Genomic DNA, 25,342 nt, shown 5'->3' with positions numbered 1-25,342 from the left:
CTCTTATGCTATTCTATTGAAGTTAGGAGGAAGAAAACATGAAAACTTACATAGCTGATGGCATGTTATTAGTTACTGCAATCGTGTGGGGTAGTGGATTTGTTGTAACAGCCATTGCTCTAGAATATTTAACAGCTTATCAAGTAATGGCTGGCAGATTTTTATTAGCTTCCATCATATTAACCGTTTTATTTGGCGCCCGCTTAAAAAAGGCTTCGAAATCAGTAATTTGGAAGGGAGCTTTATTAGGTACGATTTTATATATAGCGTTTGCCCTTCAAACAGTCGGACTGCAATATACTACACCATCTAAAAATGCCTTTTTAACCGCAGTAAATGTCATTATTGTTCCTTTAATAGCATATGCCGTTTATAAACGTCGTATCGATGGCTACGAAATCATTGGTTCGATAATGGCGATTGTGGGCATTGGCTTTTTATCATTACAAGGCTCCTTGACAATGAATATAGGTGATGCCCTATCATTAGCTTGTGCTGTTGCTTTTGCCTTTGATATCTTTTGTACTAACCTTTTTGTTCAAAAGGAAGATGCCATTGCTCTAACTATTATTCAGTTTCTCACAGCTTCCTTTATAGGTGTTCTCGTTGTCATTAGCCAAGGTGAAATTCCTACGTCACTTGAAAAAGAGGCAATTTACTCTCTTGTTTATTTAGGGATTTTTTCTACGACCATAGCTTATCTTTTCCAGAATGTGGCCAATCAATATACAACTGCCACAAAAGCTGCGATTATACTATCAACTGAATCTTTTTTCGGCATGGTTTTATCCGTAATCTTCTTGCATGAAATGCTAACAAGCCGTATGGTCGTTGGTGCCGTACTTATTTTACTAGCTATACTAATTGCCGAAGTGAAACCCGCACATCCAAAAAAGAAGCTAATGAAAGCACTCGATAATCAGTCCCCCAAATAGTTTCAGTTTATACTGGAACTTTTTTTGTTTATTAAACTCGACTAGTAATAATGCTTGTCGTAATCCCCACAACTAGCACTGTAATTATAGATAATAGAAAGGTCGAGGTGGATAGGAGGAATCCGCCTATAACAATCACGATGGAATCAATAAAAAATATCAATACCCCAACATTGATACCCGTTTTATCACAGATAAATTGTGCTATCAAGTCAGTCCCCCCTGTGCTTGTCTGAAAACGCAGCATTAGACCAATACCAAAGCCTACAAGTATTCCTCCAAGAATGGCACTATAGAGCGCATCAATTTGCACAAGATTGCGGACAGGCTTTAAAAAATCGATAATGAAGGAAGACGTTAGTAAGCCATGTATACTATTGTAAAAATAGGTTTTATATTTAAACCACGCAATAATAAAAATCGGAATACTAATGATAATAATCATTAAACCAATTTGGAGCTTATATAAATAATGTAATATTAGCGCTAACCCTACTACTCCCCCATCTAAAATTTCATAGGGCGTTAAAAATAAGTTTATTCCTAACGACAATGAAATACTTCCTATTATAATGACAAGACTTTTTGTAAAGAAATACATACAACCCCCCTCCGTGTCTATGCATGTCTTATAGTATGAAAATAGGTTATTGAACATGTTATGAAATAACCTTAGATGATTAGCCATTTTTATCGAGTACATTTGCTAAATTTCTTCGAAACTTATTCAATTTATTTCCGTATATACAGATAAATTTTAAATTAACAAAGGGGATTATGATATGGAGCATGCTTTATTGGAACAAGTTAAACATACAAGAACTTTTTTAAGACAAGAACAATTGGAAACAATCTTTGAAGAGTTTGATGGTCAACGAATGCGTTTAACAGAGGGACAGCGCTTGGAGAAATACCGTAAAATGCTTGAAAGTCCTTTTCGATTTTTCCGTGGAAGTGCCTATCTCTTTTATTTTGATATGACAAAATCAGCTTCAATCTTCCATACTCCTGATAGAAAACCGACTTGGATTCAAGGTGACATGCATATGGATAACTTCGGTGCTTTTCAAAATGAAGCTGGCTCCATTGTTTTTGATGTCAATGATTTCGATGAGGGCTATGTTGGTTCTTATTTATACGACATTGTTAGAATGAGTGTTAGTATTGCGCTCTATTTAGAGGAACAAGGCTTACATAAGGTAACCCAAGAAACGGCTATTCAACATTTTCTTAACAGTTATATTGATCAGCTAAAACGATTTGAGCGTAAACAGGATGATCCTCTAACACTCATTTTTACAAAAGATAATACAAAGGGACCCGCAAAGAGGTTATTGAAAAAGCTTGAAAAACGCCAAAGATCTTACTTTTTACAAGATATTACGTATCTCAATGAAGATGGCGAACGTGCTTTCTTATGGAATGAAGAAATTCAACCAGTCACTGCTGAGGAATACAGTGCCATTTCAAAGGCACTTTCTACTTATAAAATTAGGGACATAGCTTATAAGTATGGCTCTGGGACAGCATCTATCGGTTTAAAACGTTACTATATTTTAGTGGAAGACGAAAAGGGTGCATCAGGAGTTGAAAATTTAGTGTTAGAAATGAAAGAAGTACGCACAGCCATACCTGCCTACTTTCTTCCCTATCAGGATCTGTTTTGGGCTCATTATGAGCACCAAGGAGCACGAGTAGTTGGAACTCAAAAAGCCATGCACCACTTAGAGGATCCACATTTAGCCTTTATTACAATGAATGGTCAGGAATTTTATATTCGAGAACGTTCTCCTTATAAAAAGAAGATTAAGCCTAAAAACTATAAGGATGTAGAGGATTACTTTACAACAACATCACTTATGGGGAAAATTGCCGCTAAAATACATGCACGAGCTGACATCGATTATTCTCATGTTTTTACCTATCACAGCGAGGAGGAGATTTTAAAAGCGATCGGTAAAGAACGAAATGTATTTATAGAACATACAATTTTACAAGCAATGAGCTACAAAGAAACCGTCTATACAGATTATGACTTATTTAAAAACTGGGTTGAAACAAAAATGTAAAAAGGGACCTTCGCTTTTAGCGAAGGTCCTCTCATATTGACTATTATTTTTGCTTAGCCTTCATACGAGCAAGTAAAAAGCCGCCCTTAAATGATTTAGGCTCATACGAGATAATAAACGCATTCGGCTCAAATTGCTCTACTATTTGAAAGAGCTCTCCTTCACGATTCCTCTTCGTTAAGATCTCATATTTATAGCGGTTACTATCTCGCCCTTCTCCTATATAAATCGTGACTGCAAACCCTTCGTTGCGAAGAAATTTCACAAGCTCTTCATTCTTATTTTGCGTATTAATGGTTGTATAAACATAGCCTATCGCTAGCTTTCGTTCTATTTTTGCTCCTAAAAATATACCTAATCCAAACCCAACTGCATAGACAACCATAGATAACATACTTTGCTTCCCACTGAAAACGAGTGAAAGGCCAAATACATATACCAACATCTCCAGCATCCCAAATATCGCAGCAAGGAACGTGATATTCTTTACTAAAAATATTGTTCGTAATGTTAAAAAAGGTACATATACTAATTGTAGGATTAAAATTAAAACAATACTTTGCATTTGTACTAGACCTTTCTGAGAGTAGTTTTATATAAGTATATGTTGAAAGAGAGAGTTACATGCGATTTCAACAACTCTATTTTAAATTCCCTTTTAGTTCTAATGTTAAACATTCCATATGACTGTCTAGAGTTATTTTAAAGGAACAAATTTTAACAAAAATCATAATCAATAGTTAAAAACATAAAATTTTACTTGAGGGGTGACTATTATGAAAAAAACCTTAATTGGTTTTATAACTGCCACTACCATTATTGCCATGGTCATAACGATAAATGTAGATAAATCAAGGTCTGCTCATTCTGAAGAAAAGTTGGAAATGACTTTAGTTAAAAGTATGGAGGAAACTAAAAAGAAAATTGAGCAGAAAAACGAGATATTAAACAAAATTTCCCTAGAGTTTACTAAAAAAGGATTCGATCAAATAGGATTTGGTTTTTCCGAAGATAACCGTGTATTTACAATTCAAGCCAAAGATAAAGACTTTATTGAAAGGAATAAGAGTATTATTGATAATATCATCTTAAATATTACAAAAGAGTCGGGTTTCAAAAACTTCAAAGTGGATTACATTGTATTGGATGGTTACGAATTAAGTGAGGAACATGGTAAGTTAAATGAAGTACTAAAAATAACCTTAGATTTATTAAAAGCGAATGGTTATGATAAAACCAATTATTCATTAACTATTGACCCAAGTAAGGGAATCATAATTGAGGTAATAAACGGGGAATTAATAAATAAGAATGAAATCGAAAAGCTTATCGCCAGTTCAGTTTATTCTAATACCAACATGAACTTAAAGGTTTTAATAAAAGAAAAAAGCAAAAGTAAAATCAAAGACCAAGAATGGCAACCTGTATTTAGTGCAATCAGAGACGAAACTAAAAAACAATTTAAGGAATACAGAGGATTTGCATATTCGTTCCACCCTGAACCGTTACAAATAATTATTAAAACTGACTTAGAAAAACCAAAAGGGTTTTGGCAATCTAACAAAAAGGTTAAGCAGCTAATGTATTATGTGGATAAGATAATAGAATTAAAAAAAGAAGAACTATCCATCGAGGAAATTCCATATGAAGTTATTATACGTGACAAAAATAATAAGAAACTAAACTAAATATTTCTCTACATACTATTTTTTAAATTGTCTCCAAAATTTCTTTTGCAATTTCATTAACTTCTTCTGCGAGTTCATTCCGTGTAGGTCTTTCAGCCACTCTTGTTAAATATTTTTTAAACTGAACTCTAGACTCTACTGGTAATTCAATAACTAAATAGTTTAAAATAAACCATTTCCAGTTATCATCATCTGAAGATAAGACTTCTTGCACATGTGGCACAATTTCTTCTGGAAAAGTTAAAAGTAACTCTAATACACTTGGGGCCACTGGCCAATTCATATCTTGAACCCATTCAAGGAGGCTAGGCAGTAAAGGCATTATTTTATCTCTTTCCATTTTCTTAATCATTTCTACTCTCGCATTATCAGATTTATGTCTTGGCAAAAGATCTTCAAAGTTTTCCATCTGCATCTCTCCCTTATTTAATTATACATGACAATTTTTTCATTTAAGCAAGTAAGCACGCCCATTGTCCCACTTTAAAATACATCATCATTAAATAGCCCTTCAAAAAAATGCCACCTCCTCAAATCTATAGCAATAGATAAAAGCAGGTGACAATATTGTTTTAATTAAAAATAGAGCACTTAGATGATTTTTAATATTTTTCTTTATACTTCCCCGTGCATCGGGTCTTTTTTATGCTTTGGCCCAATCATGTTGAATAAAATATTCAGGATAATCGCTGTGACTGAACCACAAACGATACCGTTAGATGTTAAAATAGAAACTTTTTCTGGTAGTGCATCAAAAATGCCAGGAACGACTGATACACCAACACCTAAACTGACTGCAATAGCAGCAATCATCGCGTTTTCTGCTGACTCGTTCATAACTGGTACGAGCATCCCCATACCTTGTGTAATGACCATACCGAACATCGCTAACATTGCGGCACCTAGTACAGATGTAGGAATAATCGTTGTTAACGCTGCGATTTTTGGTAGGAAGCCAAGTGCTACTAGTAAACCACCTGTGATGTAAATGACTTTACGATCTTTAACACCTGACATACGCGTTAGTCCCACGTTTTGTGAGAATGTTGTGTATGGGAAGGCATTGAAAATACCACCAATTACTGAAGCTAGACCTTCTGAACGGTAGCCACGAGCCAAATCTTTTGAATCTAATTTTTTATTACAAATATCACTTAACGCAAAATAGACACCAGATGATTCTACTAAAGATACCATTGCTACAAGTGTCATGGTAATAATCGCCGTTACATCAAATGTTGGCATGCCAAAGTAGAAAGGTTGTACCATGTGAAATACATTCGCATCTGCAACTGGCGTGAAATCTACCTTATCCATGAAGGCACCTAAAACGGTACCTACTACTAATCCTATCAGAATAGAAATAGCACGAACAAAGCCTGTAGAAAAGCGATAAACGACTAAAATGATAACCAATGTAATGAAGGCTAAAGCTACATTAGAAGCAGAAGCAAAATCCTCAGCACCTTGTCCACCTGCCATATTGTTTAATGCTACTGGTAATAAGGAAATACCGATAATTGAAACAACTGAACCTGTTACGACTGGTGGGAAGAATTTCACAAGCTTACCGAAGAAGCCCGCAATTATCATTACAATTACACCAGAGGCAATAATAGAACCATAAATGTCCGTAATACCCTGCTCTGGGTTTGTACCAATCGCAATAATTGGACTTACCGCTGTGAATGTACAGCCAAGTACTACAGGTAAGCCGATACCAATGAATTTACCTGAATAAACTTGTAAAAGTGTAGCGATCCCGCACATCATAATATCAATCGCTACTAAATACGTCATTTGTGTTGAATCGAAGCCAATTGCCCCACCGATAATCAGTGGCACTAAAATGGCTCCGGCATACATTGCAAGTAAATGTTGAATCGCTAGCGCAGTCGATTTAAAGGTATTCATTACGCGCGAGCCTCCATAGCAAATGTTACTTTGCCATCTTCAAGAGAATCTACAATTGCTAATGACTCAACGCGAACACCTTGCTCACGCAATAATTCCCCTCCATCTTGGAAGCCCTTTTCAATAACAATTCCAACTCCCACAACCTTTGCACCCGCTTGTGCAGCAATATCAAGTAAGCCTTTGACAGCCTCACCATTGGCTAAGAAATCATCTACAATTAAAATATTGTCATCTTCGCTTAAGAAATTACGTGAGACTGAGATCTCATTTGTTTCATTTTTTGTGAATGAATGTACCTTTGATGAATAAAGGTTATCTGAAAGCGTTAATGATTTACGTTTACGAGCAAACACGACAGGTGCGCCAATTTCTAAGCCTAACATCACAGATGGGGCAATACCTGAAGATTCTATTGTTAAAATCTTTGTAATCACTTGATCAGAGAAACGATTTGCGAATTCATGACCAATTTCCTTCATTAGCATTGGATCAATTTGATGGTTTAAAAATGTATCAACCTTTAATACGGATGAAGATAATACTTTACCCTCTTGCATAATTTTGTCTTGTAATAACTTCATTTCTTTCATATCCTTCTTTCGTAAAAAATTATAAAAAAACGCTGAATACTTTGATTCCATTCTGCTACGAGTGGAGCAAAGCATTCAGCGCAAAAACGTCGAAATGAATAGAAAACATCATTAAAATAGAAGTTCTCTAAAAGCATTGCTACCCATAGTCGATTCATTTACGGTAAATCGGTAGAAACTTGCGAGCCCTATTCTCGCTATTATATGAGTGAATTTGTATGAAACTATCAGAATAACCAATTTATCACTTTATTCGGCAAGAGCTACTATCTCTCACCAAAAAAAGTTTGATTTTTCGGAATTTAATGGTATTCTGGAACTTTTTAATTGTAAACGTTCGTGTTTTCAATCAACGTACTGATTATAACAGACTATTTTCTAGCTTGCTAGCATTATTTTGATAAATGGAACGGTACTGTCATAATGACGACATTTCTGTGAAATAACAATGATGTACGAATGAGAAGACTCGATTGGTTGTGTAGCATATGATGCCACCCTTTTTTCGGTAAGAATTGAGGGATAACAACCGTTACTTTATGACCTGTCTTCGTACATTGATGTTCTACTTTATCAATAAATTTAATTAATGGCTGTGTAATGCTGCGATATGGTGAATAGTAGGTAACTAATCGTACATCAGGTTGCCAGGCATTCCACTTCTCTTCAAAAGCTTTTGCATCTGCTTGGTCAAAAGCTACATAAAAGGCTATCACTTTATCAACCTTAAGTGATTTGGCATAATGTAGGGAGTTTTCAACCACCTTTGTTATGCCAGCTACTGGCACAATGAAAACATTCCCCTCAATAGTAGCCAGTTCCTCATGATTTAACCTTAACTGTTCTCCAACAGCTTGATAATGTTGCTTAATGCGATGGAATACAAAAATAATAATTGGTAAAAAGATAAACACCGGCCAAACTTGAGGCATTTTTGTCACAAAAAACATCATTGCCACGATGAAAGAGATAGCGGCCCCAATTGTGTTGATCGTAAATCTTGCTACCCAGCCTTTAGATTTTTCGCGCCACCATTTTCTCATCATCCCCGTTTGCGCTAATGTAAAGGGAATAAATACGCCTACTGCATAGAGCGGAATTAAATGCTCTGTGGCCCCGTCAAAAAGTATAATTAAAACAATGGCAGCAATACCTAGCATTAAAATACCATTTGAATAGCCAAGACGGTCCCCTCGGATTTGGAAGATTCTTGGGATAAAACCATCCTTCGATAAATTCACAGCAAGCAAGGGAAATGCTGAATACCCTGTGTTTGCGGCAAGTACTAAAATCATTGCAGTTGTCCCCTGGACAATATAATAAAGAAAATTCCGACCAACACTAGCTTCTGCTAGTTGGGAAACGACTGTTGCTTCTTCTGTTGGTGCAACGCCATAAAAATAAGCTAGACTAACAATCCCGATGAATAAAACGGCTAAAATGGCGCCCATTACTAAAAGCGTTTTAGCAGCATTATTTGGAGCAGGATTTCTAAAATTAGGTATTGCGTTAGAAATAGCCTCTACTCCTGTTAACGCTGAACTTCCTGATGCAAATGCCTTTAATAAAATAAATAGGCTAATCCCTGCCACTGGTGTACCAATCTTTGGATGTAACTCTGCAGGCACCTGTCCAGTTGCCACATTATAGAGCCCAATCCCGATTAGCAACACCATAACGCCTACAAATAGATAAACTGGGTAAGCCAAGATAGAGGCTGACTCTGTTACACCTCGCAAGTTTAAAATCGTTAAGAAAATCACAAATATAATAGCAATGGGTACATTATAAGCATGAAGACTTGGAAATGCAGATGTAATGGCATCTGTCCCAGCCGACACACTTACTGCTACCGTTAAAATATAATCAACAAGCAAAGAACCCCCTGCAACAAGACCTGCATTCACGCCTAAATTTTCTCGTGATACGACATAAGCGCCTCCCCCATGTGGATAGGCGAAGATAACTTGACGATAGGATAAAATCAATGCCACGAGTAGAATAACCACTCCAGCGGCAATAGGTAAAGTATACCAAAAAGCCATTGTACCTACCGTCATCAGAACAATTAAAATTTGTTCTGGTCCATAGGCTACTGACGACAATGCATCTGACGATAATATAGCCAATGCCTTTGTTTTACTTAGCTTTTGTTCCCCTAACGCATCGGATCTTAATGGTTTGCCGATTACATAACGTTTGAATGAGGATTTCATTGATAAACACCTTCTAGTTTCATAGAATGTGTTTCGCCTTTCTAAATGACATCAAAAAACGCCTACAAGTCATCACTAAATAAGACTTGTAGACGCTCATCCGTCTGCCAAGCTCCACCTTTCTGCTCTTAACGCTTACGAGGTTAGCTGTCGGATTCGGGCCTGAGTAGCCCTACTCCTCCAAAAGGAAGAGATTCACCCCAAGAATGGCTATGCCATCCATCAAAATTGGTTCCCCCGCGTTTAGTTGCTTCAGCGATTTAGAAATTTGAAACTTTTATAATGATGTCATAGTACGCCTGCTAATTGAAAAAGTAAAGAAGAAAATTTTTCTTTTTTGAACATATAAATAACCACTTCTTAAAGTAAATTTCCTGAATATCTAGTAAATACCCACAATAAAAACAATAAAACTGCCTTAAAGGTATGTTCTCCCTTTAAGACAGCTCATTAAATTAGTCATCAAAGCCTTGTTCAAAATTTATAATGTTCCCAGAGACTGCATCCACATCTACTTCGTATTCATATTGACCGTCTTTTAATTCAATTTCATATACACCATCATCAAGTTTAATTTTTGTCACTTTACCCTTTGCTTTTGTTTGGGCTGTCTTGACAGCCTGCTCTTTTGTAATTATTTTTGTTGTAGCAGTCGTAGCAGGAATATGATCATCCCAATCATCGTCATCTAGACGTTCCTTTTTCTGCTTGAGTAATTTCCCACTATAAGCATCAAATTTTAAATCATATTCTTCTGTATCTGTATACACCTCTACTTCATAAATAGAGCTAAACTGATTTTGGTCAAATTCGATATTGGCAACTGTACCATCCACTACCGCTAGCGCTTTCTTCTCAATTTCCTGCATGGATAAGACCTTTTTTTCTTGGGCATTTCCTGATAATAAAGTCGTCGAGCCAATCGCTGCACCCACTCCAAGAGTAATTACTAGTGCTGGAATCATTATCATTTTTTTCATGTTCATCTCTCCTTTGTTTTATCTAAACTTAGCTTACCAAGTGAAGATGATAGAACTATAAGAGGAACATTAGAATTTCATGAGAATGATTTAATGATCGTCATCCCATGTTACAGACAGTACTTTTCCTGAAACAGCATGAATTTGAAATGTAGCTTCGTCCTCCTGCGTTTCAATCTCAACTAAATAGTATCCACCCTCTGAGGTTTCTTCAAAATCAACTGAATCCACTTCACCCTTTAATTGCTTAAGAGCTATTTGAATAGCCTGTTGCTCAGTAATAATAGGCTCTTCGATAGGTTGTTCTTGTGGCTCAACCTTTTTCTCTGCCAGTAGTTCGCCAGTATAACCATCAAGGGTTAAATCCATTTGAATTTTCTTATTTTCAACACGTACAGTATAAACGGAGTCTGTAAGCATAACGCTTTCTACATCTCCATATTCCTTTTTAACCATTTGTCTGATCTGCTTTTCTGTTAATAGTAATTTACTTTGTCCTTCTTTCATGATTAGAGCAGTTATCTGTTGTGTCGTAACGTCAAGTATAGCTGCATACTTGACATTCTCTCGCGTAAAAAGCATTTCCAAGGTATTTCCTTGTTTTTCAACTTGTGTAACATGACCATTGTAGATAGTCTCAATATGGCGAATAGCCTCCGCTTCACTAATAGGTTGAACGTAAAAATAACGATGTTGAACAAACCAAATTACTCCACTACAAAGGATAATACCAACAATTACTAACATCCACTTTTTCATTGCTGTCCCTCCTTTGGTATACATAAAGTAAAGCTTGAGCCTTCCCCTAGCTTACTTTTCACATCTATCGTTATACCTAATTGTTGTGCCAGTTCATGTGCTATTGCTAGCCCTAGCCCCGAACCACCTGTTTTACGATTACGATCCTCTGTTACACGATAAAAACGCTCAAACAAATGAGGAATATGCTCGATTGGAATACCAATACCAAAATCTTGGATGGTAATACGTACATGATTGGTTGTTTCAGTGGCTTGAATACGTACTTCATCCTCACTATATTTCCTAGCATTATCCAGCAAAATAAAAAGTAGTTGCTTCAATATTTTTTCATCACTATAAATAAACTTTGGAATCTGCTCATCAATTCTAAATGTTCGATGATAAGCCTGTTCCATTTGTAAAGCTACTTTATTTAAGAACGGGGCAAGCTCTAGTTGTTCGAAATGAACGTCCAATTGCTCTTTGTTTTTAGCTAGTTCTAGCAATTGCAATACCATTTCATGCATACGAGATGATTCATTGGCAATAGCTTGTAAGGATTCCTGAGCAACCTCCCGATTATCAAACCCCCTCCTTAGGAGTAGTTTTGCATAGCTTTCAATGACAGTTATAGGAGTTTTTAATTCATGGGAGGCATTTGATACAAATTCTTGTTGCTTCTGATAATGTTGTTCAAGCTTCTCCATCATCATATTAAAAGTGCGGTTTATGTTTGTTAATTCGTCCCCACCTTTTTCTGTGGTATCTATTTTTTCATATTTCCCAGTAGATGCACTTTTGCGCATGGTCTCATTTAAACGTTCTAACGGTAATAAAATAAGTCGACCGAGTACAAAGCTCGCTAGGAAAATAGGAATCGATGCCACAACAGATACAACAACTAAGATGACCTTTAACAAATCTAATGTCCGCTCTACTTCTTCCATAGATTGCTGCAAAGTTATGTCCACCACCGTTCCGTCGATCCAAATGGCAGGCATTGTATAGGTAATAGAAGGGACCTCTTGCATTTCGAGTGTAGCCTGAACCTTCGTTTTCAAAAGTTCACCATCATATATATAAACGGCACCATCTGTTGGCATATAGGCTCTTAATACTTGCTGTAGGTTGGTTTGTGCATTTAACTGACTCAGTGTAGAGCTTAACTCATTTGCCCGTGACTGAAGCTGATTATATTCCGTATCATAGGCAAATTTCTCATACAACAAATAAATTCCACTATTTGTTGCCACTACTATAACTAGCATAAGCAATGTTGTTAGTAGATGGATTTTTGTTTTAAGTCTCATAACTATGTTCCTTTAGCACATATCCAACACCTCGAATTGTCTGGATAAGAGGTGTTGGATTAGCAGCCTCAAGCTTTTGTCGTACATAACGTATATAAACATCCACAACATTCGTATCCCCATAATAATCATAGCCCCACACAGCCTCTAATATTTGCTCCCTTGTCAGTACTTGTTTAGGATGCTTTAGTAAATAGAACAACAAATCATACTCACGAGGTGTCAGCTGAATTTCCTTATCAAAATATACAACTTCCCTTGTTTGCTCGTTTATCGATAAATGGCCAAATGAAAGTGCAACTTGCTTTGGACTTACCTTCTGCGAAAACCATAATGCATTGCGAATTCGTGCCAGTAGCTCCTCAATTTCAAAAGGCTTTGTCACATAATCATTGGCTCCTAAATCCAAGCCCTTTACCTTATCCTCTACCTCGCTTTTGGCAGTTAGCATGATAACAGGTGTTTGAGATTCTGTTGCACGAATACGCTTTAGCACATCAATACCGCTCATCTCAGGTAGCATGATATCAAGTAAAATTAAATCCCATTGCTGCTCACGGTATTGTAGTAAGCCCTCTGTTCCTGTATGGGCCATTGCTGCCTCATATCCTTCAAATTGAAGCTCCAGTTGTAGCACTCTCGCAATATTTTCTTCATCTTCTATAATTAAAATTCGATGTGTCATGTCGAATCCGTCCTTCGCCTTTTCTTTTCATCGTATACGATACAAGTGGTGAAAGTCTAATTAGAAAATGATGAGAATGGCACATACTTATAGAAAGATAAAGCAAACCACTTCACTTTTTTTATTCCTAGCGTTAGAATACTAATATCTCATTTTCCTATAGGAAACTTTATTTCATCGGTGATACTTTTTGAAACGAGGGAACAATATGGTTTACAAACGAGTCACAAAATCGGCTGCAGAGGCGGTTTTAGATGGAGATATAAAAGGTTGGCGAAGATTTTTACCATTTCTAGGACCTGCTTTCATTGCAGCAGTCGCCTATATCGATCCTGGTAATTTTGCTACAAATATTACAGCAGGCTCTCAATATGGCTACCTGCTACTTTGGGTTATAGCCTTTTCTAATTTAATGGCTGTGTTAATTCAATCTCTGTCTGCCAAGCTTGGAATTGCGACAGGAAAAAATTTACCTGAAGTCGCACGCGAGCATTTTTCTAAAAAAACATCTATCTTTTTATGGATACAGGCAGAATTGGTCATCATTGCCACTGACCTCGCTGAATTTATCGGAGCAGCATTAGGGCTTTATTTACTTTTCAATATCCCAATGCTTCCCGCCGCATTGATTACAGCAGTGGGTTCATTTGCTATTTTAGAGCTGCAAAGAAGAGGATTTAGAGCCTTTGAAGCAGGTATTTCTGGCATGGTATTAATTGTTGTATTGGCATTTGCCTTCCAAACATTTTTAGCGCAGCCAGCATGGGGCGATGTAGCGATCGGTATGTTCACACCCCACTTTGAAGGTGTAGATTCACTATTATTAGCAACAGGTATTTTAGGTGCAACCGTTATGCCTCATGCTATTTACTTACATTCCTCTTTAACACAAAGTCGTATTATTGGTCGAAATGAGGCAGAAAAAAAACGTATTTTCCGTTTTGAATTTATCGATATTATCATCGCTATGATTATTGCTGGTGCCATCAATATGAGCATGCTCATAATTGCCGCAGCAGTATTCCATACCCAAGGCGTTATTGTTGAAGATTTAGATGTTGCCTATAATGGCTTAAAAGATGCGCTCGGCCCACTGGCTGCCATTTCCTTTGGTCTTGGTTTACTTATTGCAGGGCTTGCTAGCTCCTCTGTAGGGACTTTAGCCGGTGACGTAGTGATGCAGGGCTTCATTCAAAGAAAAATACCTCTTTATTTACGTAGAGCGATTACCATGGTGCCACCACTTGCAATCATTGCCTCTGGTGTGAATGCTACCTATGCTTTGGTTCTTAGTCAGGTTGTTTTATCATTTGGTATTGCCTTTGCACTTGTCCCTCTTGTTATGTTTACAAGTAAACGAGACATCATGGGAAGCCTAGTTAATCACCGTATTACAACTGTTTTAGGTTGGTTTGTCGTAGTCATTGTTGTTACGTTAAACATTTACTTACTTTGGGAAACAATTTTTGGATAATAAAAAGCCAGGTACTCTATAGGAATGAGCACCTGGTATCTTTTTGATTAAACATCCACCTTTTCGATATTTCTAATGGCTAAATAAGCAATACCCAGACCCACGATTGCTAAAGTAATTGGAATAATAATTATATCGTTTAAAGTAAAGTCACCTGAATTTGACGAAGTTACAGACACAATTATAATAGATGAAATGATAGTTGTCGGTATAGAGTATTTTCTCATCCCAAAATACAATGGGATTAAAGCTATGCCTGAGGCAGCTATCGCATTCATCAATACAGAAGGTATATGCTGAATAATTAAAGAACTTGATAGTACATCTGGAATTAATTCATATCGATCGCTTACGACACAAAAAATGGCTGTAATAAGAGCATTGGAGATAATGATCATACTGAAAGTAAATAGCATGACAATAGCAAGCTTTGCGACCATTAATTTCCTTCTACTTATCGGATACATAAAGGCTAAAGTAATGGTTTTAAATTTATATTCTCCGATGATTAACTTAGCTATTAACGTAGAAGCAAAGATAATAAAAACTGCTCTTACAAATGTATCAATGACACTTAAAGCAACCTTGTAATTTTCAAGCCCTGGATCTCCTTCAACTTTAGAAATAAATAAAATCATAAACAGAAACCCGAGAATGACTAAATTAGCAATGATAGCTCCTCTAACATATGATCCTAAATGGAATTTCTTCATTTCTAAACGCATTAAATTAAGCATGGACAACGCCTCCATTGATTAGCTTTAAGAAATAATCCTCTAATGAACTTGTTTTTTTACTAATCTCTTCAATCTCCACGTCATGTTCAATTAATGCTCTTGATAGGCTTTGTTGAGATACTGTTGAGTCGTATATACGTATAGAGTTATCATCCATCATCTTAAAATTAGTAATGTTTAATTCGCTTTCAATAATAAACGCTGCCTTTTTCCCATCACTTACGATCACTTCGGTATAATTGACCTGATCACGATTAATAGTATCCATTGCTACCTCAGTGATGAGCCTTCCATTCTTAATAACACCTATTGTATCGACCAATTGTTCTATTTCAGCCAAAATATGACTAGAGATAATAATAGTTATGCCGTACTCCTTACAAAGCATCTTGAAAAGCTCTCTTAACTCCTTTATCCCAACTGGGTCCAATCCATTAATTGGTTCATCTAATATAAGTAACTCTGGCTTTGTAATGATGGCTCTTGCAATGCCTAATCTCTGTTTCATCCCAAGAGAAAAATCTTTAACCTGCTTATTCTCTGTATTGGTTAACTTTACTAAATTAAGAACATGTGCAATTTCTTTCTTATCATAATAACCCATGTATTCACAATGTAATTCCAGGGTCTCACTAGCCGTTAATTTTTCATAGAAAATAGGATATTCAATAATTGTTCCCATTCTTTTTAGTAATTCATAGGATTTGTCTGTCAATTTCTCCCCTAAAATTTCTACATCCCCACTAGTAGGCTTCGTTAGATTAGTTAGCATCTTCATAACAGTGGTTTTACCTGCACCATTGGGACCTAAAAATCCATAAATCTCCCCCTTCTTAACGTTCATATTGACAGCTGAAACAACTTCTTTTCCATCATAAACTTTCGTAAGCTGATTTGTTTTTACAATGTATGTCATGTAATTCTCTCCCTCAATTGTGACTAGCTTCATTATAAAAAATGAAACTCTCTATTTTATTACTGCATTCTTACAAATTTCTTAAGTAAAAAAGCCTGCAAAGCCTTAAAGCTTTACAAGCACAATTGGATTCAATACATCATTCGTTTTAGCGAAATGGTAAAAGTAGTTTTTTCATTAGGAATACTCGATAACCGGATGGAGCCATTCATTATTTCTACTAGCCGCTTTGTAATCGTTAGTCCCAAACCACTGCCTTGAAAAGATTTATTTCGAGAATCCTCAAGTGTATACATCCTTTCAAATACGCTATCGATATGATATTCATCAATACCCTTGCCACAATCCCACACATCAATATCAATATTGGCTTCTTCATGTCTTACGGTAATTCCAATTACATTGCCATCTGCTCCATACGCAATAGCATTAGACAGTAGATTGTTTAGAACCCTATTTAATGCTTCTTCATTACCAAGGGCATACATGGGGCTTGTAGGAATACCAATATTAATATCTAATCCCATTGAAGTAACCAGATCGTAAAAAGACAAAATATTTTTACGGCATATTTCACTGACATTGATTTTAGTGATTGGATAATCTGTGTCCCCAGCCTCTAATTTTGCCAAGTCAAAAAATGTATGGATAATTTTTAACACTTCTAATGTTTTAGCATGTACACCTGTAAGTAATCGTTGGCGTTCTTCGTCACTCATCGCATTTTGAAGTTGAAGCATTTCAATATAGCCAAGTACAACGGTTAAAGGTGTTTTAAGATCATGCGAAATATTGGCCAACATCTTTTTCATGGAATTTTCCATTTTACGATGCGTAGCCTGGATTTTTTGATGCTGATCTAGCAAAGCATTCAGTGTAATAAGTAACTGTTGAATTTCTGAATTTGTAGTTGTTACTAGAATCTTTTCATATGTCTGTTCATTTACAATTACGTGTAGTTTACTATGAATGTATTGGATAGCGCGTTCTTGTTCCCTCTTGACTTTCCATTGAAAAATTAGGACTCCGATTAGCAATACAATTATTATTAATAGAAATATCATCATATTTTTATCCCTCAAACTTATAGCCGATTCCCCATAGAGTTTTAATATACTGAGGATTTGATGGATCATCTTCTATTTTTTCACGTAGTCTTCTGATATGTACATTTATAATATTTTCATCTCCGTAATAGGCATCTTTCCATATCATCTGATAAATTTGCTCTTTGGTAAAAACCCTTTGACGATTTGTCACAAACAATTTTAAAATGGAAAATTCCTTTGATGTCAGCTTTATCTCTTGTCCACTCTTTGCTATTGAGAAATTAACGATATCTATCTTTAAATTATCAATTTCGAGGACCTCTTGCTTTTGTTCAGCTTGACTAGAGTATTTCGTCGCTCTTCTGATAACAGCCTTTACACGTGCTGAAAATTCCAGCATAGAAAAGGGTTTAGCGATATAATCATCTGCCCCTAATCCTAAGCCCAACGCTTTATCAACATCACTGTCTTTTGCAGACATAATAATGATAGGAAGTGCTGCCTGCTCTCTAATAATCTTTAATACTTCCAATCCATTTAATTTAGGAATCATAATATCTAAAATGACCAAATCAAAGGTATTTTGCAAACAATTATGTAATGCCTCTTCGCCATTAGTCGCTGTTGTGACTTTGAAACCTTCCATCGTTAAGTAATTATCAACCATTTCACGAATGGCTTCATCGTCTTCTACAAGTAAAATATGCTTTTGCACTATCATGCACCTCTCCTATCAAACCCAATTTCCATATGTATATTACATTACCATATTTATGATGTTTGATTAGAGAGATTTTGTTTATGAGTATTGAAAAAAGAACTGCCCCATAAACCATCACTCTTAGGTTTACAGAACAGCTCTATTATTTAATCTTCAACTTTTAAATCACAATCTTTAAGTGGAAGCATTTTTGTTTTGTGCTTTATTTTATAGCCCAACCATAATGCTAAAAATAATGGAATCCCAATATACGAAACAAGCATACCGTACCAATCAATCTTATCGCCTGTAAAGGCTGTGTAATTTTGTCCAATGACTACAATCATACAAACTGTAAAAGCAAATAGTGGTCCAAACGGATATAATTTGGCTTTATAAGGTAATAACTTTGGATCCAAGCCCTGTGCATCAAACGCTCGGCGGAAACGATAATGACTAAACGCAATACCTAGCCATGCAATAAAGCCAGACATTCCAGAAGCATTTAATAGCCAGATATATACCACTCCATCGCCAAAGAAGGATGCCAAAAATGCTAAACAGCCTACAGCTAATGTTGCCATAAGTGCATAAATCGGAATACCTCTACGACTTAGCTTTGCAAAAAATTTAGGTGCATGTCCATCCACTGCTAATTGCCATAGCATACGAGAAGATGCATATAGTCCTGAATTTCCTGCTGACAGCATAGCCGTTAAAATAATGGCATTCATTAAAGAAGCAGCAAAGGCAATACCTAGACGGTCAAACACTAGTGTAAACGGTGATACTGCGATATCTTCTGATAACAAACGTTCGTCTGTAAATGGAATCAACATCCCGATTGCACCAATCGCTAAAATATAAAACAATAGAATACGCCAAAATACAGATTTAACAGCCTTCGGAATATTTTTACCAGGATTATCTGTTTCACCAGCTGTAATTCCTAGTAATTCTGTCCCTTGGAATGAGAATCCTGCAGCTAGGAAAATACCAAATGTAGCAAGGAAGCCACCATGGAATGGCCCATCACTAACAAAGAAATTAGTAAAACCTACAGGAGCCTGCCCACCTAAAATACCAAAAATCATTAGTAAGCTAATGATAATAAAAACAATAACCGTTGCTACTTTAATCATGGCAAACCAATATTCACTTTCACCATAACTTTTTACGGATAGTAAATTAAACGTCAATACAACAGCAATAAATAATACTGTCCAAAGTGCTGATGAGCTTTCTGGGAACCAATATTTCATAATTAATGACACAGCAGCAATTTCGGCAGCAATGGTGATTGCCCAGTTATACCAGTAGTTCCAGCCTAATGCAAAGCCCAAAGCGGGATCTACAAATTTGGTTGCATATGTACTAAATGAACCTGATGATGGCATATAGGCAGCCATTTCCCCTAAGCTTGTCATTAAAAAATACACCATAATACCGATTAAAGCATAGGCAAGCAATGCTCCCCCAGGCCCTGCCTGAGCAATAGCACCTCCACTAGCTAAGAATAGCCCCGTACCAATTGTACCGCCTAAAGAAATCATTGTAATATGACGGCTTTTTAATTCTTTTTTCAGCTTCGGCGCTTTATGTCCGAGCTGATTTACTTTTATTTCACTCACGATATAGCTTCCTTCCTATTTATGAGGCAAAAAAATGCCATCACATATACACTGTGATGGCTACGTTAATCCTCAGTTTTCCCTACATGATAGCTCAACACGTTGTACAAACGTGACAGTTCTGTTCCTTTCGGAGACAGCCCCAGCATGAGGTTTTCAAGTCCCCTCACACTTCGGCAATATTTCCTTTCAGCTAATCTCATCAATGCTTGTCATTTCAATTAGCATACTTATAAATATCGCGACCTCTACCTCAATACAAACATGAGGCATATAATTATTAAATTTATGATGTTTATTATACTAACATAAGACCATAGACATTTCAATACTGCAAGAAATGTTCCGTATTTTATGAATCTTCTACTATTTTTAATAGTGTGATAAAGTGTTATAGTAGTTCAATTAGAATGGTTATTATTAGGGGGGATTTATTTTGACTACAAATGATCATACCACTAGTTATCCAAGTAAAAAAATTAGCTGGACAGGAACAACCTTACTTTTAGTCTTTGGCGTTATCTTTATAGCCTCTACATTACGAATGCCACTAACTGTTGTTGGTCCAATTATATCCTTTATCCGTGAAGATCTTGGAATATCTAATGTATTGGCAGGCTTTCTAACAACGATTCCATTGCTGGCTTTTGCTATTATATCTCCATTTGCACCAGTTGTAGCACGCAAACTAGGGCTTGAGCTAACATTATTTTTATCAACTTTTCTCTTGGCCTTAGGAATTGTCCTACGTTCACTTGGTACGACAGAATTACTTCTATTGGGTACTGTGTTAATTGGCGTAGCCATTTCTTTTGGAAATGTACTAATTCCAGGATTATTAAAATTGAAATTTCCCTATCATGTGGGTTTATTAATGGCCTTTTTCACCATGTCCATGAATTTTACTGCTGGCCTTGGAGCTGGTATTAGCTATCCGATAGCTAATTCATCGTTAGGCTGGCAAGGTGCGCTTTCCATTGCACTCATACTCGTTCTAATTACAATCTTAATTTGGATACCTCAACTAAAGTCAAATTACCCAGAACCAGTTACTACATCTAAAAAGACCAGTACACCTTTATGGAAATCACCTGTTACTTGGGCTGTCACAGGGGCAATGGGTTTACAGTCTTTATTATTCTATACAACAGCAGCGTGGATACCTGAGATTTATATTGCTCAAGGTTTAGCGCCTGATAATGCTGGCTGGATGTTTTCAATCATGCAATTCTCACAAGTACCAATGGCTTTGGCAGTCCCTATTATTGCAGGTAAAATGACTTCTCAACGCCCACTTGTATTGATGTTTACATCCTTCTATTTAGTAGGCTTTGTTGGAGTTGTCATGGAATGGACAAGTCTTGGGGTCCTGTGGATGGTTCTTCTAGGGTTAGCAGGTGGTTCTTCATTCGCCCTAGCAATGATGTTCTTCACTCTCCGTACTCGTACTGCATTTGAAGCAGCAGATTTATCAGGCTTTGCACAATCTTTGGGTTATTTATTTGCCGCAATTGGTCCTATTCTTTTTGGCTACTTGCATGATTTATTTGGTGGCTGGAATATTGCGGGATGGCTCTTTGTCGTTGTAGCAATGTTACTCTTCTTTTGCTCAATGAGAGCTTCTAAGGATGAATATGTGCATTAAAATTAAATAAAGCAGGTGGTTCAGCTTCCTCCATCTGCTCTATTTCTATATAGTGTTTACACATTACTTAATTGTCGAGTTGCTGGAGTAATGTTAGCAATTCAGCTAGGCATTCTGAAGCTTCATTATTACGAGCTGTTATAGTAGAAAAAATAGGAACAGCCTCTTGTAAAAGCATATAACTATAAAAGTAATAGCCTACAAAAGCTTGCTCCTCATAGCCCTTTGGCGTTTCTTTCTCCCACTCCTGCTCATCATTATCCTCATTTTCTATCCACAAATAGCTGACGTCTAATAGCTCCTGCATATTTTTAACAGTATTGACTGGGTCGAGATAATCCTTGGTAATAACATGTGCCACAGCTAAATATAACTGTACCTCTTGTAAGGAGACAACCTCTAATTTTTTACTAGTAAGCTTTTTTAGCAGGACAAGCAAAACCCATGGTGTCACCTGCCACAGTGTACCTTGATGTTCAATTAATTCAGCTAGTTGTGTGTATTGCTCCTGTTCTATCAGCTTAGGAATGGCTGTACCTCTACCATAAGGTGTCGTCAATTGTCTCCATGGGATATTGGGAATTTGCTGATTTAACATAGTAAGCGCCCTCTCTCATCAAAATTGTTGAAAGTAAACAATTCCTTTACACTAATAGCATGGTTTTTGATAAAAATAATTTGGTGTATGATATATATTTACATAGGGTTTATGGAATATGTGAGTTGTGGCAGGGGAAAGTGGTGGGATTAACCATGTCCAGTTGCCAGTAACTTCTCTTCCTGTTGATTTTTCTGCCTCCTCAAACAATTTAAACTGCTGAGCTGCTGTATGATGATCAACAATGCTCACACCCTCTTCTTTAAATGAGTGAAGAACAGCAATATTAAGTTCTACTAAAGCACGATCACGCCAAAGAGACGCTTGTTTGGTTGTATCAAGATTAAAAATCTCTGCAATTGCAGGTAACATATTATAACGATCATGATCTGCTAAATTTCGTGCACCAATCTCTGTTCCCATATACCAGCCGTTAAATGGAGCTGCTTGAAAATCAATTCCAGCCATTTGAAAACGCATACTCGAAATAATAGGTACGGCATACCACTTCATTCCTAATTTTTCCACATCGATTGACTCTGGATGACGGATTGAGACCTCTACTATATTTTCTTCAGGAATTACAAACATTTGAGGAGCACGATTATCCACCTGGATAACGAGTGGTAGTACATCAAAATCAGTTCCTTTACCTTTCCATCCTAACGACTCACACACTTTTGTAAATTTAATGGACTGCGAATCACCAATAATGCCTGCCTCCGTTTCATAGCCAGCATAACGAATTAGTTGATGATTCCAAATCCGTACTCTATCTGAAGCAAACACTGTTATAGTTGGACGGATTTTCCCATGATTTGTCGCATAATCTATATGTTCTAGTAATTTTTGAAAAATAACCTTTTCATCTAAAGCATCACGTGCATCTACTACATGCAGTGACTGCCAAAACAGACGTCCAATACACTTATTGCTATTTCTCCATGCCACCCGTGCGCCAAAAACTAGCTCCTCTGTTGTTGGGTGATATTCACCTGCATCCTTAACTGCCTGTAATCTATTCTTTAACCAAAGTTCTGATTCATTTTGTTCTGTCTGATATAGACTTAAAAATTGCTGTATCTCCTGTATATTCATATCGATTCCTCCACTTATCCTCATATTAGAGGAACAAAACAACAAGCACCATGAAAATAGTAATTGAAAAAACATACATATTTTATATATGAAATAGTTTGTTCATATTTACTCTATAGACTCTCTTTCTTAAGAGAATGTAAGGGAGAGGGATCCTAACTATTGTAAAAAGTCTATATTAATCATGTAACCTTCATAGTGTTGTAGCAAAGCCATCAATAGAATTTTTGTGAAAGATAAAAGTCTTTCCATTTTAGGCTAATTACATGCTGACGCTTGGCTTTCGCGGTGCGGCTAGCCTCTTTCTGGCTAACCCCGGCAATCAAGTAGTCTTCCTCTTTTATCCCACAAATAAATTGAAGGTATTCACTTATGGATGGCTGTTGTAACTGATTCCCTACTCCACATTGAAAATAAGAGCTTATCCCCTCTAAGCATACAGATAATGGGCTTTTTGATCGCTATGCTACTATGAAAAAAGTAAAGTAAAGAAACTTTGCAGAATGGTTGATTGTAGTGGAGCCAGCGTCACAGATGAGACCCTGGAGCAAACGTAAATGAGTGAAGTGGCTCATCGGACGCCCCCTGGAAAGGAAGCTGGCGGAACGGAAATCAACCTCTTACCTTGCTAATAGGTGTCTTTTTCTGCTAGTGATCTTTTCTCAACAACATGAAAAAGGAGAATATCTTAAAGGAGAATAGAAAAAAGCATGTAACACACATCTGTGCTACATGCTTGATGACCCGTACGGGATTCGAACCCGTGTTACCGCCGTGAAAGGGCGGTGTCTTAACCACTTGACCAACGGGCCGTGGCTCCGAAGGCAGGACTCGAACCTGCGACAACCTGATTAACAGTCAGGTGCTACTACCAACTGAGCTACTTCGGAATAATGATGGGCCTAAATGGACTCGAACCATCGACCTCACGCTTATCAGGCGTGCGCTCTAACCAGCTGAGCTATAGGCCCATTTTGGAGCGGGTGATGAGAATCGAACTCACGACATCAGCTTGGAAGGCTGAGGTTTTACCATTAAACTACACCCGCAATAATGGTGGGTCAGGACGGAATCGAACCGCCGACACTTAGAGCTTCAATCTAATGCTCTACCAACTGAGCTACTGACCCGAAAAATGGAGGAGGTAGAGGGATTCGAACCCCCGCGCGGTGTTACCCGCCTGTCGGTTTTCAAGACCGATCCCTTCAGCCAGACTTGGGTATACCTCCAAAAATATTACAATGGTGGAGCCTAGCGGGATCGAACCGCTGACCTCCTGCGTGCAAGGCAGGCGCTCTCCCAGCTGAGCTAAGGCCCCATTTATCATGAAAGATGGTCGGAATGACAGGATTCGAACCTACGACCCCTTGGTCCCAAACCAAGTGCTCTACCAAGCTGAGCTACATTCCGTAAACATGATTTTATTGGCGCGCCCGACAGGAGTCGAACCCATAACCTTCTGATCCGTAGTCAGACGCTCTATCCAATTGAGCTACGGGCGCATGCTAATTAAAAAATGATGAGCCATGAAGGACTCGAACCTTCGACCCTCTGATTAAAAGTCAGATGCTCTACCAACTGAGCTAATGGCTCGTGCAATTAAAAATGGCTGGGGTACTAGGATTCGAACCTAGGCATGACGGAATCAAAATCCGTTGCCTTACCGCTTGGCTATACCCCAATTTTAAAATGGGGCGACTGATGGGAATCGAACCCACGAATGTCGGAACCACAATCCGATGCGTTAACCACTTCGCCACAATCGCCACTATATAAATTATATTAGCTATATTATGAACGAGTACCTCAATACCTGGCAGGGGCAGTAGGAATCGAACCCACACCAAAGGTTTTGGAGACCTCTATTCTACCGTTGAACTATGCCCCTAAAATGGTGGAGGGGGACGGATTCGAACCGCCGAACCCTAAGGAGCGGATTTACAGTCCGCCGCGTTTAGCCACTTCGCTACCCCTCCAAGGGAATGGTGCCGGCGATAGGAGTCGAACCCACGACCTACTGATTACAAGTCAGTTGCTCTACCAACTGAGCTACACCGGCAATAATAATGGCGGTCCCGACCGGGATCGAACCGGCGATCTCCTGCGTGACAGGCAGGCATGTTAACCGCTACACCACGGGACCAAAATGGTGGAGGATGACGGGCTCGAACCGCCGACCCTCTGCTTGTAAGGCAGATGCTCTCCCAGCTGAGCTAATCCTCCACAAAAAATAAGCGAAGCGACGTCCTACTCTCACAGGGGGAAGCCCCCAACTACCATCGGCGCTAAAGAGCTTAACTTCCGTGTTCGGTATGGGAACGGGTGTGACCTCTTTGCCATCATCACTTCACTTATTCAGCTGA

The 25,342-nt window shown here is 37.5% G+C and carries 22 protein-coding genes, 17 tRNA genes, 1 rRNA gene and 3 riboswitches; of the genes, 5 read left to right on the top strand and 35 right to left on the bottom strand.

Annotation, left to right across the window (positions count from 1 at the left end; all coding sequences use genetic code 11):
• Nucleotides 1-38 precede the first annotated feature (38 nt).
• Nucleotides 39-935 (top strand): DMT family transporter, encoded by an 897-nt coding sequence (locus LCP48_RS01820; protein WP_004227698.1) that lies wholly within the window; start codon nt 39-41, stop codon nt 933-935.
• Between the two features lie 31 nt (nt 936-966).
• Here LCP48_RS01820 and LCP48_RS01815 read toward each other — a convergent pair whose 3' ends face one another.
• On the bottom strand, nt 967-1,536 hold the full coding sequence (locus LCP48_RS01815) for a YitT family protein (RefSeq protein ID WP_004227695.1): 570 nt from the start codon (nt 1,534-1,536) through the stop codon (nt 967-969).
• Nucleotides 1,537-1,717: 181 nt separating this feature from the next.
• On the opposite strand from LCP48_RS01815, the gene LCP48_RS01810 reads away from it, so the two are divergent.
• A complete protein-coding gene (locus tag LCP48_RS01810) occupies nt 1,718-3,004 on the top strand; it encodes a DUF2252 domain-containing protein (RefSeq protein WP_004227693.1) in 1,287 nt (428 codons plus the stop codon).
• Nucleotides 3,005-3,047: 43 nt separating this feature from the next.
• On the opposite strand, the gene LCP48_RS01805 is transcribed toward LCP48_RS01810, so the two are convergent.
• Entirely contained in the window at nt 3,048-3,569 is a 522-nt protein-coding gene (locus LCP48_RS01805) for a DUF2179 domain-containing protein (protein WP_004227692.1), read from the bottom strand.
• 211 nt (nt 3,570-3,780) lie between these two features.
• Between LCP48_RS01805 and LCP48_RS01800 the strand changes: the two genes are divergently transcribed.
• Nucleotides 3,781-4,692 (top strand): hypothetical protein, encoded by a 912-nt coding sequence (locus tag LCP48_RS01800; RefSeq protein WP_004227690.1) that lies wholly within the window; start codon nt 3,781-3,783, stop codon nt 4,690-4,692.
• A 22-nt stretch (nt 4,693-4,714) separates the two neighbouring features.
• Here the strand turns inward: LCP48_RS01800 and LCP48_RS01795 are convergent, their stop codons facing one another.
• The 8 genes from LCP48_RS01795 to LCP48_RS01760 all read right to left on the bottom strand — a co-directional run bounded on the left by LCP48_RS01795 (nt 4,715) and on the right by LCP48_RS01760 (nt 13,131).
• Complete coding sequence (locus tag LCP48_RS01795; protein WP_004227689.1) at nt 4,715-5,101, bottom strand: DUF5071 domain-containing protein; 387 nt, start codon at nt 5,099-5,101, stop codon at nt 4,715-4,717.
• A gap of 206 nt (nt 5,102-5,307) precedes the next feature.
• Nucleotides 5,308-6,606: a nucleobase:cation symporter-2 family protein gene (locus LCP48_RS01790; RefSeq protein WP_004227687.1), complete on the bottom strand. Its 1,299-nt coding sequence runs from the start codon at nt 6,604-6,606 to the stop codon at nt 5,308-5,310.
• Nucleotides 6,606-7,190 (bottom strand): xanthine phosphoribosyltransferase, encoded by a 585-nt coding sequence (locus LCP48_RS01785; protein WP_225340613.1) that lies wholly within the window; start codon nt 7,188-7,190, stop codon nt 6,606-6,608. The genes LCP48_RS01790 and LCP48_RS01785 overlap by 1 nt, the downstream gene beginning before the upstream one ends.
• A 135-nt stretch (nt 7,191-7,325) precedes the next feature.
• A riboswitch (purine riboswitch) is annotated at nt 7,326-7,427 on the bottom strand.
• A 164-nt stretch (nt 7,428-7,591) separates the two neighbouring features.
• Entirely contained in the window at nt 7,592-9,415 is a 1,824-nt protein-coding gene (locus tag LCP48_RS01780; RefSeq protein WP_004227686.1) for an APC family permease, read from the bottom strand.
• Between the two features lie 118 nt (nt 9,416-9,533).
• Nucleotides 9,534-9,683, bottom strand: a riboswitch (cyclic di-AMP (ydaO/yuaA leader).
• 187 nt (nt 9,684-9,870) lie between these two features.
• Nucleotides 9,871-10,395, bottom strand: a complete 525-nt coding sequence (locus LCP48_RS01775; RefSeq protein ID WP_004227684.1) for a PepSY domain-containing protein — start codon at nt 10,393-10,395, stop codon at nt 9,871-9,873.
• A 90-nt stretch (nt 10,396-10,485) separates the two neighbouring features.
• The gene (locus tag LCP48_RS01770; protein WP_004227683.1) at nt 10,486-11,154 is read right to left on the bottom strand and encodes a PepSY domain-containing protein; all 669 of its coding nucleotides are present in this window, start codon (nt 11,152-11,154) and stop codon (nt 10,486-10,488) included.
• Nucleotides 11,151-12,446 carry a HAMP domain-containing sensor histidine kinase gene (locus tag LCP48_RS01765; protein ID WP_004227681.1) on the bottom strand — a complete coding sequence of 432 codons (1,296 nt, stop codon included), beginning with the start codon at nt 12,444-12,446 and terminating at the stop codon, nt 11,151-11,153. The genes LCP48_RS01770 and LCP48_RS01765 overlap by 4 nt, the downstream gene beginning before the upstream one ends.
• Nucleotides 12,436-13,131 (bottom strand): response regulator transcription factor, encoded by a 696-nt coding sequence (locus LCP48_RS01760; protein WP_004227680.1) that lies wholly within the window; start codon nt 13,129-13,131, stop codon nt 12,436-12,438. The genes LCP48_RS01765 and LCP48_RS01760 overlap by 11 nt, the downstream gene beginning before the upstream one ends.
• Before the next feature lie 208 nt (nt 13,132-13,339).
• Between LCP48_RS01760 and LCP48_RS01755 the strand changes: the two genes are divergently transcribed.
• Nucleotides 13,340-14,605: an Nramp family divalent metal transporter gene (locus LCP48_RS01755; protein WP_004227679.1), complete on the top strand. Its 1,266-nt coding sequence runs from the start codon at nt 13,340-13,342 to the stop codon at nt 14,603-14,605.
• A 47-nt stretch (nt 14,606-14,652) separates the two neighbouring features.
• Here LCP48_RS01755 and LCP48_RS01750 read toward each other — a convergent pair whose 3' ends face one another.
• From LCP48_RS01750 to LCP48_RS01730, 5 genes are all read right to left on the bottom strand, one after another.
• Entirely contained in the window at nt 14,653-15,342 is a 690-nt protein-coding gene (locus LCP48_RS01750; RefSeq protein ID WP_004227677.1) for an ABC transporter permease, read from the bottom strand.
• Nucleotides 15,335-16,258, bottom strand: coding sequence for an ABC transporter ATP-binding protein (locus LCP48_RS01745; protein ID WP_004227675.1), 924 nt, complete (start codon nt 16,256-16,258; stop codon nt 15,335-15,337). The genes LCP48_RS01750 and LCP48_RS01745 overlap by 8 nt, the downstream gene beginning before the upstream one ends.
• Nucleotides 16,259-16,389: 131 nt before the next feature.
• Nucleotides 16,390-17,325: a sensor histidine kinase gene (locus LCP48_RS01740; protein ID WP_225340612.1), complete on the bottom strand. Its 936-nt coding sequence runs from the start codon at nt 17,323-17,325 to the stop codon at nt 16,390-16,392.
• A gap of 4 nt (nt 17,326-17,329) precedes the next feature.
• Entirely contained in the window at nt 17,330-18,022 is a 693-nt protein-coding gene (locus LCP48_RS01735) for a response regulator transcription factor (RefSeq protein ID WP_318528166.1), read from the bottom strand.
• A gap of 152 nt (nt 18,023-18,174) precedes the next feature.
• Nucleotides 18,175-19,638 (bottom strand): amino acid permease, encoded by a 1,464-nt coding sequence (locus LCP48_RS01730; RefSeq protein WP_009373363.1) that lies wholly within the window; start codon nt 19,636-19,638, stop codon nt 18,175-18,177.
• Between the two features lie 82 nt (nt 19,639-19,720).
• Nucleotides 19,721-19,897, bottom strand: a riboswitch (Lysine riboswitch).
• 177 nt (nt 19,898-20,074) lie between these two features.
• On the opposite strand from LCP48_RS01730, the gene LCP48_RS01725 reads away from it, so the two are divergent.
• Nucleotides 20,075-21,283, top strand: coding sequence for a CynX/NimT family MFS transporter (locus LCP48_RS01725; RefSeq protein WP_202342920.1), 1,209 nt, complete (start codon nt 20,075-20,077; stop codon nt 21,281-21,283).
• Nucleotides 21,284-21,350: 67 nt separating this feature from the next.
• On the opposite strand, the gene LCP48_RS01720 is transcribed toward LCP48_RS01725, so the two are convergent.
• The 20 genes from LCP48_RS01720 to rrf all read right to left on the bottom strand — a co-directional run bounded on the left by LCP48_RS01720 (nt 21,351) and on the right by rrf (nt 25,329).
• Nucleotides 21,351-21,881: a hypothetical protein gene (locus LCP48_RS01720; protein WP_216485943.1), complete on the bottom strand. Its 531-nt coding sequence runs from the start codon at nt 21,879-21,881 to the stop codon at nt 21,351-21,353.
• A 51-nt stretch (nt 21,882-21,932) separates the two neighbouring features.
• Nucleotides 21,933-22,979 (bottom strand): nitric oxide synthase oxygenase, encoded by a 1,047-nt coding sequence (locus LCP48_RS01715; RefSeq protein WP_004227663.1) that lies wholly within the window; start codon nt 22,977-22,979, stop codon nt 21,933-21,935.
• Between the two features lie 740 nt (nt 22,980-23,719).
• Nucleotides 23,720-23,791 (bottom strand) — tRNA-Glu (locus LCP48_RS01710).
• Nucleotide 23,792: 1 nt separating this feature from the next.
• Nucleotides 23,793-23,869, bottom strand: a tRNA-Asn gene (locus LCP48_RS01705).
• Between the two features lie 7 nt (nt 23,870-23,876).
• A tRNA-Ile gene (locus tag LCP48_RS01700) sits at nt 23,877-23,950 on the bottom strand.
• A 4-nt stretch (nt 23,951-23,954) separates the two neighbouring features.
• Nucleotides 23,955-24,028: transfer RNA gene (locus tag LCP48_RS01695), tRNA-Gly, on the bottom strand.
• A gap of 5 nt (nt 24,029-24,033) precedes the next feature.
• Nucleotides 24,034-24,109: transfer RNA gene (locus LCP48_RS01690), tRNA-Phe, on the bottom strand.
• Nucleotides 24,110-24,115: 6 nt separating this feature from the next.
• A tRNA-Ser gene (locus LCP48_RS01685) sits at nt 24,116-24,208 on the bottom strand.
• 13 nt (nt 24,209-24,221) lie between these two features.
• Nucleotides 24,222-24,297: transfer RNA gene (locus tag LCP48_RS01680), tRNA-Ala, on the bottom strand.
• 15 nt (nt 24,298-24,312) lie between these two features.
• Nucleotides 24,313-24,389, bottom strand: a tRNA-Pro gene (locus LCP48_RS01675).
• Between the two features lie 15 nt (nt 24,390-24,404).
• Nucleotides 24,405-24,481: transfer RNA gene (locus tag LCP48_RS01670), tRNA-Arg, on the bottom strand.
• A gap of 18 nt (nt 24,482-24,499) precedes the next feature.
• Nucleotides 24,500-24,572 (bottom strand) — tRNA-Lys (locus LCP48_RS01665).
• Between the two features lie 13 nt (nt 24,573-24,585).
• Nucleotides 24,586-24,660, bottom strand: a tRNA-Gln gene (locus LCP48_RS01660).
• 9 nt (nt 24,661-24,669) lie between these two features.
• A tRNA-His gene (locus tag LCP48_RS01655) sits at nt 24,670-24,745 on the bottom strand.
• Nucleotides 24,746-24,793: 48 nt separating this feature from the next.
• Nucleotides 24,794-24,867, bottom strand: a tRNA-Trp gene (locus LCP48_RS01650).
• A gap of 4 nt (nt 24,868-24,871) precedes the next feature.
• Nucleotides 24,872-24,955: transfer RNA gene (locus LCP48_RS01645), tRNA-Tyr, on the bottom strand.
• A 7-nt stretch (nt 24,956-24,962) separates the two neighbouring features.
• Nucleotides 24,963-25,038, bottom strand: a tRNA-Thr gene (locus LCP48_RS01640).
• Between the two features lie 8 nt (nt 25,039-25,046).
• Nucleotides 25,047-25,122 (bottom strand) — tRNA-Asp (locus tag LCP48_RS01635).
• A gap of 4 nt (nt 25,123-25,126) precedes the next feature.
• Nucleotides 25,127-25,202 (bottom strand) — tRNA-Val (locus LCP48_RS01630).
• A gap of 11 nt (nt 25,203-25,213) precedes the next feature.
• Nucleotides 25,214-25,329, bottom strand: a 5S ribosomal RNA gene (rrf, locus tag LCP48_RS01625).
• Nucleotides 25,330-25,342 lie beyond the last annotated feature (13 nt).

This window comes from Lysinibacillus capsici, assembly GCF_020217405.1.
GTDB classification, from domain to species: Bacteria; Bacillota; Bacilli; order Bacillales_A; family Planococcaceae; genus Lysinibacillus; species Lysinibacillus capsici.
The sequence above is the reverse complement of the archived record's forward strand: the minus strand, read 5'-3'. Positions and strand labels throughout refer to the sequence as shown.

Bases quoted from the DNA above. Each gene is read 5' to 3' on its own strand.
- LCP48_RS01820 (WP_004227698.1), top strand. From the start codon at position 39: ATGAAAACTTACATAGCTGATGGCATGTTATTAGTTACTGCAATCGTG.
- LCP48_RS01815 (WP_004227695.1), bottom strand. From the start codon at position 1,536: ATGTATTTCTTTACAAAAAGTCTTGTCATTATAATAGGAAGTATTTCA.
- LCP48_RS01810 (WP_004227693.1), top strand. From the start codon at position 1,718: ATGGAGCATGCTTTATTGGAACAAGTTAAACATACAAGAACTTTTTTA.
- LCP48_RS01805 (WP_004227692.1), bottom strand. From the start codon at position 3,569: ATGCAAAGTATTGTTTTAATTTTAATCCTACAATTAGTATATGTACCT.
- LCP48_RS01800 (WP_004227690.1), top strand. From the start codon at position 3,781: ATGAAAAAAACCTTAATTGGTTTTATAACTGCCACTACCATTATTGCC.
- LCP48_RS01795 (WP_004227689.1), bottom strand. From the start codon at position 5,101: ATGGAAAACTTTGAAGATCTTTTGCCAAGACATAAATCTGATAATGCG.
- LCP48_RS01790 (WP_004227687.1), bottom strand. From the start codon at position 6,606: ATGAATACCTTTAAATCGACTGCGCTAGCGATTCAACATTTACTTGCA.
- LCP48_RS01785 (WP_225340613.1), bottom strand. From the start codon at position 7,190: ATGAAGTTATTACAAGACAAAATTATGCAAGAGGGTAAAGTATTATCT.
- LCP48_RS01780 (WP_004227686.1), bottom strand. From the start codon at position 9,415: ATGAAATCCTCATTCAAACGTTATGTAATCGGCAAACCATTAAGATCC.
- LCP48_RS01775 (WP_004227684.1), bottom strand. From the start codon at position 10,395: ATGAAAAAAATGATAATGATTCCAGCACTAGTAATTACTCTTGGAGTG.
- LCP48_RS01770 (WP_004227683.1), bottom strand. From the start codon at position 11,154: ATGAAAAAGTGGATGTTAGTAATTGTTGGTATTATCCTTTGTAGTGGA.
- LCP48_RS01765 (WP_004227681.1), bottom strand. From the start codon at position 12,446: ATGAGACTTAAAACAAAAATCCATCTACTAACAACATTGCTTATGCTA.
- LCP48_RS01760 (WP_004227680.1), bottom strand. From the start codon at position 13,131: ATGACACATCGAATTTTAATTATAGAAGATGAAGAAAATATTGCGAGA.
- LCP48_RS01755 (WP_004227679.1), top strand. From the start codon at position 13,340: ATGGTTTACAAACGAGTCACAAAATCGGCTGCAGAGGCGGTTTTAGAT.
- LCP48_RS01750 (WP_004227677.1), bottom strand. From the start codon at position 15,342: ATGCTTAATTTAATGCGTTTAGAAATGAAGAAATTCCATTTAGGATCA.
- LCP48_RS01745 (WP_004227675.1), bottom strand. From the start codon at position 16,258: ATGACATACATTGTAAAAACAAATCAGCTTACGAAAGTTTATGATGGA.
- LCP48_RS01740 (WP_225340612.1), bottom strand. From the start codon at position 17,325: ATGATGATATTTCTATTAATAATAATTGTATTGCTAATCGGAGTCCTA.
- LCP48_RS01720 (WP_216485943.1), bottom strand. From the start codon at position 21,881: ATGTTAAATCAGCAAATTCCCAATATCCCATGGAGACAATTGACGACA.
- LCP48_RS01715 (WP_004227663.1), bottom strand. From the start codon at position 22,979: ATGAATATACAGGAGATACAGCAATTTTTAAGTCTATATCAGACAGAA.